This is a genomic window from Pseudomonas sp. GW821-FHT11G12 (genome assembly GCF_058808055.1).
The window spans coordinates 205,491-219,030 of the sequence record NZ_JBXARH010000006.1 but is presented as its reverse complement, the minus strand read 5'-3'; the positions used below and the strand labels follow the sequence as shown (position 1 = coordinate 219,030).

The 13,540-nt window shown below is 61.4% G+C and carries 10 protein-coding genes; 1 reads left to right on the top strand and 9 read right to left on the bottom strand.

Annotated elements, in window-relative coordinates; translation table 11 throughout:
- Positions 1 to 96: 96 nt before the first annotated feature.
- The gene (gene pmbA / locus AC1RR7_RS19440; protein ID WP_096818948.1) at positions 97 to 1,443 is read right to left on the bottom strand and encodes a metalloprotease PmbA; all 1,347 of its coding nucleotides are present in this window, start codon (positions 1,441 to 1,443) and stop codon (positions 97 to 99) included.
- A 108-nt stretch (positions 1,444 to 1,551) separates the two neighbouring features.
- On the opposite strand from pmbA, the gene yjgA reads away from it, so the two are divergent.
- Entirely contained in the window at positions 1,552 to 2,076 is a 525-nt protein-coding gene (gene yjgA / locus AC1RR7_RS19435; RefSeq protein WP_096818946.1) for a ribosome biogenesis factor YjgA, read from the top strand.
- A 51-nt stretch (positions 2,077 to 2,127) separates the two neighbouring features.
- On the opposite strand, the gene tldD is transcribed toward yjgA, so the two are convergent.
- The 8 genes from tldD to mreB form a co-directional block, all read right to left on the bottom strand.
- On the bottom strand, positions 2,128 to 3,570 hold the full coding sequence (gene tldD, locus AC1RR7_RS19430; RefSeq protein ID WP_085711794.1) for a metalloprotease TldD: 1,443 nt from the start codon (positions 3,568 to 3,570) through the stop codon (positions 2,128 to 2,130).
- Between the two features lie 5 nt (positions 3,571 to 3,575).
- The gene (locus tag AC1RR7_RS19425; protein WP_493158211.1) at positions 3,576 to 4,436 is read right to left on the bottom strand and encodes a carbon-nitrogen hydrolase family protein; all 861 of its coding nucleotides are present in this window, start codon (positions 4,434 to 4,436) and stop codon (positions 3,576 to 3,578) included.
- A gap of 58 nt (positions 4,437 to 4,494) precedes the next feature.
- Positions 4,495 to 8,298 carry a YhdP family protein gene (locus tag AC1RR7_RS19420; RefSeq protein WP_493158209.1) on the bottom strand — a complete coding sequence of 1,268 codons (3,804 nt, stop codon included), beginning with the start codon at positions 8,296 to 8,298 and terminating at the stop codon, positions 4,495 to 4,497.
- Between the two features lie 75 nt (positions 8,299 to 8,373).
- Positions 8,374 to 9,831: a ribonuclease G gene (gene rng / locus AC1RR7_RS19415; protein WP_096818937.1), complete on the bottom strand. Its 1,458-nt coding sequence runs from the start codon at positions 9,829 to 9,831 to the stop codon at positions 8,374 to 8,376.
- Between the two features lie 58 nt (positions 9,832 to 9,889).
- A complete protein-coding gene (locus AC1RR7_RS19410) occupies positions 9,890 to 10,486 on the bottom strand; it encodes a Maf family protein (protein ID WP_493158207.1) in 597 nt (198 codons plus the stop codon).
- 63 nt (positions 10,487 to 10,549) lie between these two features.
- Positions 10,550 to 11,041 carry a rod shape-determining protein MreD gene (gene mreD, locus AC1RR7_RS19405; protein ID WP_085711798.1) on the bottom strand — a complete coding sequence of 164 codons (492 nt, stop codon included), beginning with the start codon at positions 11,039 to 11,041 and terminating at the stop codon, positions 10,550 to 10,552.
- Positions 11,041 to 12,186, bottom strand: coding sequence for a rod shape-determining protein MreC (gene mreC, locus AC1RR7_RS19400; RefSeq protein ID WP_096818934.1), 1,146 nt, complete (start codon positions 12,184 to 12,186; stop codon positions 11,041 to 11,043). Before mreC ends, mreD begins: the two co-directional genes overlap by 1 nt.
- Positions 12,187 to 12,327: 141 nt before the next feature.
- On the bottom strand, positions 12,328 to 13,365 hold the full coding sequence (gene mreB / locus AC1RR7_RS19395; protein WP_002555108.1) for a rod shape-determining protein MreB: 1,038 nt from the start codon (positions 13,363 to 13,365) through the stop codon (positions 12,328 to 12,330).
- Positions 13,366 to 13,540: the final 175 nt, after the last annotated feature.

Below are 13,540 nucleotides of genomic sequence, written 5' to 3'. Positions count from 1 at the left end.
TTTTTAGCTGGCCTGATCGGCCCGAAAGATTTGCGGACACAAAAAAAGGCGCGCCACCCAATCGGATGGCGCGCCTTTTGTGTACGTGCCTGGGGCTTAACTGCCCGCGACGGTCATCTTCTCGATCAATACCGAACCGGTGCGGATGTTGCTGCGCAGCTCCAGATCGTTACCGACCGCGACGATCTGCTTGAACATGTCGCGCATGTTGCCGGCAATGGTCACTTCCTGCACCGCGAACTGGATTTCACCGTTCTCGACCCAGAAACCCGCCGCACCACGCGAGTAATCGCCGGTGACCATGTTCAGGCCATGGCCCATCAGCTCGGTGACCAGCAACCCACGGCCCATACGTCGCAACAGTGCTGCCTGGTCTTCATCGCCATGGGTGACGAACAGGTTGTGCACCCCGCCCGCGTTGGCGGTGCTCGGCATGCCGAGTTTACGACCGGAATAAGTGCCGAGGATGTACGACACCAACTCGCCCTTTTCGACGAACGGTTTGGCATAGGTCGCCAGACCGTCACCGTCGTACGATGCACTGCCCATGGCGCGCATCAGGTGCGGACGCTCGTCGATGGTCAGCCATTCAGGGAACAGCTTCTGCCCCAGCGTGCCTTCGAGGAACGACGATTTGCGGTACAGGCTGCCGCCGGAAATCGCCGACAGGAAACTGCCAAACAACCCGCCCGCCAGCTCGGCGGAAAACAGCACCGGCACTTCGCAAGTCGGTACCGGGCGCGCGCCCAGTCGGCTCGCCGCTCGCTGTGCAGCGCGCTGACCGATGCTCACCGGGTCGGCCAGCAAACTGCCCTGGCGGTTCACGTCGTACCAGTAATCACGCTGCATCTGGCCATCGGCCTCGGCGATCATCACGCAGCTCAGGCTGTGTCGAGTCGAGGCGTAACCACCGATGAAACCGTGGCTGTTGCCATACACGCGGCAACCCTGATGAGTGCTGAGGGTGGTGCCATCGGCATTCTTGATCCGCGCATCGGTGTCGAACGCAGCGGCTTCACAGAGCAGCGCCTTCTCGATGGCTTGTTCCGGGGTGATGTCCCATTGGTGGAACAGGTCGAAATCCTGAATATCCCTGGCCATCAGCGCGGCATCGGCCAGCCCCGAAGCTTCGTCTTCGGAGGTGTGCTTGGCAATCGCCAGCGCCGCAGCGACGGTCTCGCGAATCGCATCGGGCCCGGTGGCGGAAGTGCTGGCAGAACCCTTGCGCTGGCCGACATACAGCGTGATGCCGAAGCCCTGATCGCGGTTGAACTCGACCGTTTCGACTTCACGTTGACGCACCGACGTCGACAGGCCCTGCTCCAGCGACACCGCTACTTCGCAGGCACTGGCACCCTGACGCTTGGCTTCGGCGATGATCTGCTCGACCTGTTCCTGCAGTGCCGGCAATGCCTGTGGGCCGACGCTTTCAACTGCACTCATGCTCATCTCCACTCAAATTCTGCTTTCGGCTGGGGCCTTCGAGCGACCGGGCCGGACAAGCGGCCCCCGACTGGTTATCATGGCGGCGTTTCTTTGCGGACTGCCACCATGGTTGATTCTTACGACGACTCCCTCGATACGGGAGAAAAAAGCAAATCCCAGGTCAAACGCGAGCTGCATGCTCTGGTTGACCTTGGCGAGCGCCTTACAACGCTCAAGCCCGACTTGCAGGCGAAACTGCCATTGACCGACGCCTTGCGCCGGGCCCTGGCCGATGCGCCCAAGCACACCGCGAACATCGCGCGTAAACGGCACTTGCAGTTCATCGGCAAACTGATGCGCGATCAGGACACTGACGCCATTCTCACCTTGCTCGATCAACTCGATGCCTCTACCCGTCAGTACAACGAGCGTTTCCACAACCTCGAACGCTGGCGTGACCGCCTGATCGGCGGTGACGATGCCGTGCTGGAGAAATTCGTCGTCGAGTACCCGGACGCCGACCGCCAGCAACTGCGTTCCCTGATCCGTCAGGCCCAGCACGAGGTTGCGCAAAACAAACCTCCTGCCTCGAGCCGCAAGATCTTCAAGTACATCCGTGAGCTGGACGAGACTCAACGCGGTCTGCGTTGATATTCGCCACCGGGTGGCCGCACTGCGCGCCACCCGAAGCTCCATCCCTTCTTATGCGCCCGTGCCACCCACGGTGATCGCATCGATTTTCAGCGTCGGCTGACCTACGCCCACCGGCACCGATTGCCCATCCTTGCCGCAAGTCCCCACACCGCTGTCCAGCGCCAGATCGTTACCGACCATCGACACCCGGCTCATCGCTTCCGGACCGTTGCCGATCAACGTCGCGCCTTTGACCGGCGCGGTGATCTTGCCGTCCTCGATCAGATAAGCCTCGCTGGTGGAGAACACGAACTTGCCGCTGGTGATGTCGACTTGACCGCCACCAAGGTTGGCGCAGTAGATACCCTTCTTCACCGACGCAATGATTTCCGCCGGATCGCTCTGGCCACCTAGCATGTAAGTGTTGGTCATCCGCGGCATCGGCAGGTGCGCGTAGGATTCGCGGCGACCGTTGCCGGTGCGGGCCACGCCCATCAGGCGCGCATTGAGCTTGTCCTGCATATAGCCCTTGAGCACGCCGTTTTCGATCAGCGTGGTGCACTCGGTCGGCGTGCCTTCATCGTCGACGCTCAGGGAACCGCGACGACCGGCCAACGTGCCGTCATCGACGATGGTGCAGAGCTTGGAAGCAACCATCTCGCCCATGCGCCCGCTGTAGGCAGAGCTGCCCTTGCGGTTGAAATCGCCTTCCAGACCGTGGCCGACCGCTTCGTGAAGCAGCACGCCGGACCAACCCGAACCCAGAACAACCGGCAAGGTGCCGGCCGGTGCCGGAATCGCTTCCAGATTCACCAGCGCCTGACGCAACGCTTCACGGGCATAACCCATGGCTCGGTCTTCGGCGAGGAAATAACGGTAGTCGGTACGCCCGCCGCCGCCATGGCCGCCTCGTTCGCGACGACCGTTCTGCTCGACGATCACACTGACGTTGAATCGCACCAAAGGACGCACGTCGGCAGCCAGGCCACCGTCGGTGGAGGCCACCAGAATCCGCTCCCAGACCCCGGCCATGCTCACGCTGACCTGCTGGATACGCGGATCGAGGGCGCGAGTGGCAACATCGATGCGCTTGAGCAGTTCGACTTTTTCGGCGCGGCTCAGCACTTCCAGCGGGTTGTCCGGCGCATACAACTGGGCGACGTCCTGCGTGCTGAACGCCTGCACGGTGCCGTTCTGCCCGGCACGGGAAATCGAACGGGCCGCACGGGCCGCCGCGCCAAGGGCTTCGAGGGTGATCGCGTTGCTGTAGGCAAAACCGGTTTTTTCGCCGGACTGCGCACGCACACCAACACCCTGATCGAGGTTGAAACTGCCTTCCTTGACGATGCCGTCTTCCAGCGACCAGGACTCGGAAATCTGCCCCTGGAAATACAGGTCGGCCGCATCGATGCCTGGACCCGCCAGATCACCGAGCACGCCTTGCAGGCTCTCGATCGTCACGCCGCCAGGCGCCAACAGGTGATCACTGACTGAGGACAACAACTCGCTCATAGGTTTTACGCCTTAAATTCGTGTTCTGAAGCAGGTCGCTGTGCGCCCTGCGAAAAAAACCGCCGATGACCCGTCACCGGCATTCGCGCCCGGATGGACGCCTGTTCGTCACTGTCGCGCTCGGCCAGCAACACGGCTTCGCCTTGTTCCTGTTGCGCCAGCACGCGGCCCCACGGATCGATAATCGCCGCACGGCCAAAGGTTTCCCGCGGCCCCGGATGCACCCCGCCCTGGGCCGCCGCCAGCACGTAGCACTGGGTTTCAATCGCCCGCGCACGGATCAACACGTCCCAGTGCGCCGCACCGGTCACCGCGGTGAAGGCCGACGGCGCGGTAATCAGTTCAGCCCCGGCAGCCCGCAATTCGCTGTACAGCTCCGGGAAGCGCAGGTCGTAACACACCGTCAGACCGATTCGACCGACCGGCGTGTCCGCAACCACCACGCCACTGCCATAAGCATAGTCATCGGATTCACGGTAACGGCCGCGATTGTCCGCAACATCCACATCAAACAGATGCAACTTGTCATAGCGCGCAACGATTTCGCCCTGATCGTCCACCAACAACGAGCAGGCATGGGACTTCGCCTCGGGTTGCCCCGCCGGCGGCAACGGCAAGGTGCCGGCCACTATCCATAACTTGAGGTCGCGCGCGGTCTGTTTCAACCACGGCAGGATCGGTCCTTCGCCAAGTGCTTCGGCACGGCCGATATCGGCGATGTCGCGACGCCCCATGGCGGCGAAGTTTTCCGGCAGCACCGCCAGCTTCGCGCCAGCGTTGGCCGCTTGTTCGAGCAAGCGTCGGGCATCGCGCAGATTGGCCAGCACGTCGCTCTGGCTGACCATTTGAATCACCGCTAAAGACATGGCGAACTCCGCAAGAGGTAGGCAGCCATGCTACTCCATCGGTTTGCGGCCTGGCTGATCAAAAAGGCTTGTCGAAGGTGATTTTCGGCTCTTTCCACGGGCCTTTGACGGTGTATTTGACGCTGGCGAACCGCGCGACGCGATCACCGATCAGTTTGTCGATCAGGAACAGCGCCCCGCCGACCGCCGGTGCACCGACGATCAACGCGGCAATCGGCAGGTTGTTGGTCACCGGCAAGGTCACCAGCAACCGGGCATCGACCTGATCGCCGACCAGATCCAGCGTGCCGTTGAGTTCAAGATTGCTCGATGGCCCGGTCAGTTTGATCGGCTCCTGCGTCACGTAGACGCCGTTGTTCGCTACCAGCAATCCCTTGACCCGGTCATAGCTCAAACCTTTGCCGAACAGGTCAGAGAAATCGAGGCGCAGACGCCGGCCGATGGAATTGAAGTTGAGCAGACCGAACACTCGCAGCGCCTGAGCACCGCCCTCGACTTCGACGAACTGCCCCTTGTTCAGCGACGCATCGAGCGTGCCGGAGAAGCGCTTGGTCGCCAGCCACGCCGGTGAACCCGGCCAGCGGCCGTCGACATCCATGTGGAACTCTTCGCTGGTCACGCTCGGCGCAAAGCCCCAGCCCTTGAGCACGTCGGCGAGATTCTTGCCGCCAATCCGGCCCTTGTACCAACTGCTGGTGGCACCGGGCGTCCCCTCCCAGCCACCGCTGCCCTGCAACAGAATGCCCTTGAGACCCAGATCGAGGTTGTTCAGGGCGATACCCTTGGCGGTCGGACGGACTTTCAGCGACCAGCCACCGACCAGGTCCTGTCCCTGGAACAGCTGATTGATGGTGATGTCCAGCGCCGGGATCTTGGTTGGATCGACCGAGGCCAGAGGGTCAGGTGCGTTATCGTCGGCCTGCACCGTCGGGTCCGGTGCCGGCAAACGCACGTATTGAAGGTTCACCACAATCGGCGCGCTTTTGGCGTCGGGAATGCCGACCGTGCCTTTGGCCTGTTGACTGTCGAGGGCCAGCGCCCAGGCGCCGGGCTTGCGATCCAGTTGCACCGCCGCCTGATCCAGCGTGGTGCCGAAGGCGGTGAGTTTGCCGATCTTGAAATCTGCGCTGCTGAGCAGTTGCTTGGCGCTGCCGCCCGGATCCTGACCGGCGTACTTGTCCACCAGATCCTGCCAGGGTTTGACGTCCAGTTCGGACAACACACCGCGTATCCGCAGGCCTTTGTTTCCCGGCAACACGGCCTCACCGGTACCGAGGAACAACTCGCCACGGCCATCGGCGAAATTGCTCGGTGGCGCGGCGAAGGTGAAGTTGGCCAGTTGATCGTAATTGACCCAGTAACGCCGCTCCTGACCTTGCAGCGTCATGCGGAACACCGTGTCACGCCCGACATCGGCGGTCATGCCGAACGGCGCGGGCAGATTCACCGCCACACCCTTCAGGTTGGAGCTGACCATCAATTGGCTGTCGGCACCGTCCAGGTTCACTTGCAATTGATAGGGAATCGTCCCGGACACCGGCAACGGCTGAGTCACGCCGAGCCAGTCGGTGAGTTTCTTGACTTCGACCTGCCCCGACGCCGCTACCCGGGTCTTGAGCTTGCCGGGGCCGCCATCGGCGAAGATCTGCGCGGTGACTGGTTTGTCGAAGGCCCGGGCACTGATGTTCTGCCCGCTCAGACCCTTGGCGCTGTCGAAGCGGAAGTCACCCTTGAGCTGGCTCAACTCCAGTTTCGGCTCAGCCAGTTTCAGTCGCGCATTGGCAGTCTTGAAGTCCACGAGGATCTTCGGCTGATCGCCCTTGGCCAACGGCACATCCAGTTTGAGTTTGCCTTGCAGGTCGCCCTCGCCTTCCCAGCCGGCGAAGGTGTCGGCGGTGCCGATCGGCGCCTCCTGGAGAATTTTCAAGCCGTCGCCCAGTCCGCCGGCAAACCCGCCGTCGAGGTACATATGGCTGTGCTCGCCGCTCGGCACGTGGGGGATATTGACGAAGACGTCGCTGACCTGAGTGTCGAGCAACTGGCCTTTGCTGGCGACGATCCGCACACCGCTGTCCTCGATGAACACATCACCGCTGACCTTGCTCACGTGCGGCCAGCCAGGCTGGAATGCGAGTTCGGCATCGTGCACCTTGAAAAACAGGCTGATGCTGCGATCCGCATCTGCGGCGCCTTTGTTCAGGGAACCCTGATACTGGAAGAACCCCTGATCCACCGCGCCTTTGAGAATCGCGGTACGCAGCCATTCGTCCAGAGACGGGCTCAGTACCTCGGGCAAGTACTTGGCGGTGTAGCGACCGTCGCCTTCCACCAGCCCGACCCGCAGGTCCATGTAGTCTTCCTGGGTATGGTCGAAATGCAGGCGGATCAGGAAGTCGCCGGCGATCTTGCCTTCCTCGCCGAGCACCTTCAGGTACGGTGCGATCAGCGTGAAACCTTCGCTATCGAGCTTCCAGGTCAATCGGGCATTGGCCTGGATGTATTGCCATGGCTTGGCAAAAATCGGATCGAGGTGCAGGACAAAGTCCTTGCTGTCCATGCGCAACTCACCGCCGCCGAGGTTGCCGGTCAGGCTGCCGCTGACATTCCGCGCGGCCGGCGCGCCGTGATAGGCGTCAAAACCGATCTGATCGAGGTTGGCGGCGAAACTGAATTTGCTGTCGTCGGTGGCGTTGGGCCGGAAATCCAGCAGCACATTGCGCAAGCCACCGGTCACTTTCAGATGCTCGACCACGGTGGCAAAGCCCTGCGGCAGCGGGCCCAATGCATTGAGCAACGGAGTGATCGGCGTCAGATCGAGGCGATCGGCCTGCAGATGCCAGAGCTCATCGACCTTGTCGGTGGCGGCGGTCTGCTTGACCTGAACACGGGACTCCCAGCGGGTCTCGCCAAAATTCATCGCCAGCGAATCGAGGGTGACAGTCGCGCCCTCGGCACTGCGCTGGAAGTAACCGTTGAGCGCCAGATTGTTGATCTGGATCGGCTTGCGCTCGGCGTAGGCACCAGTCAGTTGCGGAGCGTTGAGGCGAATGGCGGCGCTTTGCAACGCGCCCTCGCTCCAGTTGACCCACAACTCGCCGCCGGCCTTGATCTCGGAGAAATTCCACTGCTGGGTCAGGCGCTCGGGCAGCCATTTGGCCCAGTCGCTTTGCGGCAGGCTGACGTAGCCCTCGACCGCGCTGTCCTGCAACTGGCTGGCACGAATCCGCGTACGCAGGCTCAGTGCAACGGGTTGCCCGTCGGGCAAGGTCAGTCGCGCGTCGAGGCGCTGGCGATTGAGACCGGTCTTGAGATTGAGCCCGACATAAGTGAACGTCAGCGGCGCCTGCTCCCGCGGTTGCAAGGTCACCTGGCTGTCGAGCACCGACAGTTGCTGGACCATTTGCATACGGTTGAACAGTTGCTCGGGATCCATGGGCTGATCCTGCTGCACCGGCAATCCTTCGAGCGCCCATTGGCCATCTTCACCTTCCTTGAGGCTGATCTTCAGACCATTGAGTTCAAGGTGCGCGATACGCACTTCGCGAGCCAGCAGACTGGCCCACAGATCCGGCACGGCACGCACCCGATCCAGGCGCAGCGCATTGGCACCGTCGCCGACCATCACGTCGTGGGCCAGCAGGATCGGCGCAAATCCGCTCCAGTTGCCTTCCAGCTCACCGATCTGCAACGGCATGCCCAAGGCTGCGCTGGCCTTGTCTTCGATGTCGGTACGGTATTCGGCCACCAGTGGCGTGAGTTCCCGGCCGAGGCTGACGTACAACGCCATCAACACCAGAACCAACGCGCACAGGCCCAGACCCCAACGGGTCAGTGCGGCCAGAATGCGTGTCAGACGTTCCATGTCAGTTGGCTCCCATGGCAAAAATACTGCAAAAAGCTGAGGCCAGCCGTTTCAGGAAATAGGTGACGCAGGGGATCAGAGCAGCACCACGTCATATTGTTCCTGGGAATACATGGTTTCCACCTGGAAGCGTATGGTGCGCCCGATAAACCCTTCAAGCTCGGCGACGTTACCGGACTCTTCATCGAGCAGCCGGTCGACGACTTTCTGGTTCGCCAGCACACGATAACCCTCGGCCTGATAGGCCCGGGCCTCGCGCAGGATCTCGCGGAAAATCTCGTAGCAAATGGTTTCCGGCGTCTTCAGCTTGCCCCGCCCCTGACAACTGCTGCAAGGCTCGCACAGCACTTGCTCCAGACTTTCGCGGGTACGCTTGCGAGTCATCTGCACCAGACCCAGCTCGGTGATACCGATGATGTTGGTCTTGGCGTGATCGCGCTCCAGCTGTTTTTCCAGGGTACGCAGTACCTGGCGCTGGTGCTCTTCATCTTCCATGTCGATGAAGTCGATGATGATGATCCCGCCCAGATTGCGCAGGCGCATCTGCCGGGCAATCGCGGTGGCCGCTTCGAGGTTGGTCTTGAAGATGGTCTCTTCGAGGTTGCGATGCCCGACGAACGCACCGGTGTTGACGTCGATGGTGGTCATGGCTTCAGCCGGATCCACCACCAGATAACCGCCGGACTTCAGCGGCACCTTGCGTTCAAGGGCTTTCTGGATTTCGTCTTCGACGCCGTACAGGTCGAAAATCGGCCGTTCACCCGGATAGTGTTCCAGACGATCGGCAATTTCCGGCATCAGTTCGGCGACGAACTGCGTGGTTTTCTGGAAGGTTTCCCGGGAGTCGATGCGGATCTTCTCGATTTTCGGGCTGACCAGATCACGCAAGGTGCGCAATGCCAGACCGAGGTCTTCATAGATCACGCTCGGCGCGCCGATGGTCTTGATCTGTTCGCTGATCTGATCCCACAGGCGTCGCAGGTAACGGATGTCCATCAGGATCTCATCGGCCCCGGCACCTTCGGCGGCGGTGCGCAGAATAAAACCACCGGCCTCCTTGATACCTTCTTTGGCCACACAATCGCTGACCACCTGTTTCAGGCGTTCGCGCTCGGCTTCATCTTCGATCTTCAGGGAGATGCCGACGTGGGCGGTGCGCGGCATGTACACCAGATAGCGCGACGGGATCGACAGTTGCGTGGTCAACCGCGCGCCCTTGGAACCGATCGGATCCTTGGTGACTTGCACCACCAGGCTCTGACCTTCATGCACCAGGGCGCTGATGCTTTCCACTGCCGGGCCTTCGCGCAGAGAGATTTCCGAGGCGTGAATGAACGCCGCACGGTCCAGGCCGATGTCGACGAATGCCGCCTGCATGCCCGGCAATACCCGTACTACCTTGCCTTTATAGATGTTGCCGACGATCCCGCGTTTTTGCGTGCGCTCGACATGCACTTCTTGCAGCACACCGTTTTCGACCACCGCCACGCGCGATTCCATCGGCGTGATGTTGATCAGAATCTCTTCACTCATGGCAGGGTCTCGTTCAGGCATGTTCACGATAATGGCCGCATCTTGTTCCGTTCGACGCTTACTGCGCACTCAGGTTTTGCCAACAGGGTATGCCGAAATGGCCGAGCAGTTCTGCGCTTTCGCACACCGGCAATCCCACGACAGCCGAATAACTGCCGTTGAGACCGGCGACAAACACTGCGCCCAGCCCCTGAATACCGTAACCGCCGGCCTTGTCCCGAGGTTCGCCGCTGGCCCAGTAGGCGGCGGCTTCTTCGCGACTGATCTCCCGGAACCGTACCAGACTGCGTACCACTTGCGACTCGCAGCGCTCACCATCGAGCACGGCGATGGCGGTCAGCACTTCGTGCTCCTTGCCGGATAACATCATCAGCATGGCGCATGCATCGGCTTCGTCCACCGGTTTGCCGAGAATTTTGCCGTCCAGCACCACGGCAGTGTCGGCGCCCAGCACGCAAAATGGCGTGTCGCAGACGACAGAGCACCGCCCGGCCTCGGCCTTGCCGCGCGCCAGGCGCTCGACATAGGCCGTTGGGGATTCATTGGCTAAAGGGGTTTCATCGATGTCCGCACTGATGGCGGTGAACGGAACGCCGATCTGCGTGAGCAGCTCACGCCGACGCGGCGATCCAGAGGCGAGGTAAAGCGACTTCATCCAAACATCTCCCTGTTGAGTGCCCTGCCTCATGGCACCGGTACGGGCCCATGCCTGACCGAATCAGTTGATTTTGTAGCGTCGGCGCAATCCACGCAAAGCGAAGCTGACCCACGGCCAGAGCAAGGCGCTGACCAGTGCCGGCAGCACCAGCGCCAGGGTCGGCTGGCGATTGCCGGTCAGGGCACTGAGCCACAATTGCACAAGCTGCGCGAGACCGAAGATCACCAGGATGACCAGGCACTGCTGCCACATCGGGAACATCCGCAGGCGTTGCTGCAACGACAGCACCAGGAACGTGATCAGCGTCAGGATCAACGCGTTCTGTCCCAGCAGCGTGCCGTACAGCACGTCTTCAGCAAGCCCGAGGCAAAATGCGGTGACCATGCCGACCTTCTGCGGCAGGGCCAAGGCCCAGAATGCCAGGAGCAGGGCCAGCCAGAGCGGGCGCAGGATTTCCATGAATTGCGGCAGCGGCGACACGCTGAGCAGCATGCCGATCAGAAACGTCAGCCAGACGATCCAGCCGTTTCGGGAGGCTTTGACACCGACCATTATTCTCGTCCCCCAGTGGTAGCCGGCGCAGTGACAGGCGGTTTGGCGGCCGGCCGTGCGCTGGCAGGCTGAGCGGCTGGCGGCTTGCTGGCTGCCGGCGTCGCTGCGGGTGGTTTGGCCGGCGTCGCTGGCGGTTTGCTCGCGGCGGGTTTGGCTGGCGTAGCAGCAGCGGGTGCAGCAGGTGTGCTGGCCGCAGCAGGTGCTTGAGCCTGAGCCGGTGTATTCACCGTTTTCGGCACAGTGGCTGGAATGATCGGGCCACCACCAAACGCATCAAGGTTTTCCTGAGCCTGCGCCGCATCGTTGGCACGCTCTTCAGCTGTACGGTTGTCGCTGAACACCAGCAACAGGTAGCGGCTGCGGTTCAGCGCAGCCGTCGGTACGGCGCGGACAATGGCGAATGGCTGGCCGGAATCGTGGATCACTTCCTTGACCGTCGCCACCGGGTAGCCGGCCGGGAAGCGCTGGCCCAGGCCGGAGCTGACCAGCAGATCGCCTTCTTTGACATCGGCCGTATCGGCCACATGGCGCAGTTCCAGACGCTCAGGGTTACCGGTGCCGCTGGCAATCGCCCGCAGACCGTTACGGTTCACCTGCACAGGAATGCTGTGGGTCGAGTCGGTCAGCAGCAAGACACGGGAGGTGTACGGCATCAGTTCGACCACCTGCCCCATCAGGCCGCGTGCATCAAGCACCGGCTGACCGAGCACCACGCCGTCGCGCTCACCTTTATTGATGATGATGCGATGGGTGAAGGGATTCGGGTCCATGCCGATCAGCTCGGCCACTTCGACCTTCTCGTTGACCAGCGCGGAGGAATTGAGCAACTCGCGCAGACGGACGTTCTGCTCGGTGAGGGCGGCAAGCTTTTGCATGCGGCCCTGCAACAGCAGGTTCTCGGTCTTGAGTTTTTCGTTTTCGGCGACCAGCTCAGTGCGGCTGCCGAACTGACTGGCGACACCTTCCCACAGCCTGCCGGGCAGGTCGGTGATCCAGTAAGCGTCCATCAGCACCAGCGACATCTGGCTGCGGGCAGGCTTGAGCAGGCTGAAACGGGCATCGACCACCATCAGCGCGACCGACAGCACGGCCAGCACCAACAAGCGCACGCCCAGTGAGGGGCCCTTGGCGAAAAGCGGTTTAATAGGCCGCTCCTCCCAGGCAAATGTTCTGTTTATTCATACGGCATCAAACCGGCCTGGATGAAGACTGACAGAAGATAAACGCCAACAGGCAGCACTGCAAAGTGCTGCCTGCGCGCTCACCCATGTAATGCAATCCGCGACTTATTCGCTGGAGAGCAGGTCCATGGTGTGCTTGTCCATCATTTCCAATGCACGGCCACCGCCGCGAGCAACACAGGTCAGCGGGTCTTCGGCAACGATCACCGGCAGACCGGTTTCCTGGGCCAGCAACTTGTCGAGGTCACGCAGCAGCGCGCCACCACCGGTCAGCACCAGGCCACGCTCGGCGATGTCGGAAGCCAGTTCCGGCGGCGATTGCTCCAGGGCGCTTTTCACGGCCTGAACGATAGTTGCCAGGGACTCTTGCAGAGCTTCCAGCACTTCATTGGAGTTCAGGGTGAATGCGCGTGGAACGCCTTCGGCCAGGTTGCGACCGCGAACGTCGACTTCGCGAACTTCGCCGCCCGGGTAGGCCGTACCGATTTCCTGCTTGATGCGCTCGGCGGTGGATTCGCCGATCAGGCTGCCGTAGTTGCGACGCACGTAAGTGATGATCGCTTCGTCGAAGCGGTCGCCGCCAACGCGGACGGATTCGGCGTAGACCACACCGTTCAGGGAGATCAGCGCGATTTCGGTAGTACCACCACCGATATCCACGACCATCGAGCCGCGTGCTTCTTCAACCGGCAGGCCGGCACCGATCGCAGCAGCCATCGGCTCTTCGATCAGGAACACTTCACGCGCACCGGCACCAAGGGCCGATTCACGGATGGCACGACGCTCAACCTGGGTGGACTTGCATGGAACGCAGATCAGCACACGAGGGCTAGGCTGCAGGAAGCTGTTTTCGTGAACCTTGTTGATAAAGTATTGCAGCATCTTTTCGCAGACGCTGAAGTCGGCAATGACGCCGTCCTTCATCGGACGAATGGCAGCAATGTTGCCCGGCGTACGGCCGAGCATGCGCTTGGCCTCGGTGCCGACAGCAACGACACTTTTCTGGTTACCGTGTGTCCGAATGGCCACAACCGATGGCTCATTCAGGACGATACCGCGCTCGCGCACGTAAATAAGGGTGTTGGCAGTGCCCAGGTCAATGGAAAGATCGCTGGAAAACATGCCACGCAGTTTCTTGAACATGGGAAAGGGACCCTAGGCAACGCGTGGGTAAAAAAGTGCGGCAAACTCTAACAACGACAGGGATTTTGGGCAAGGCGCCAATATGTTAAATTGGCCGCTTTTCTGTGCACCAAGCCCCACAATCGCGGCCTTATGACCGTAGAAGTGCGGTAGTGTTCCGACAATCTAACACACG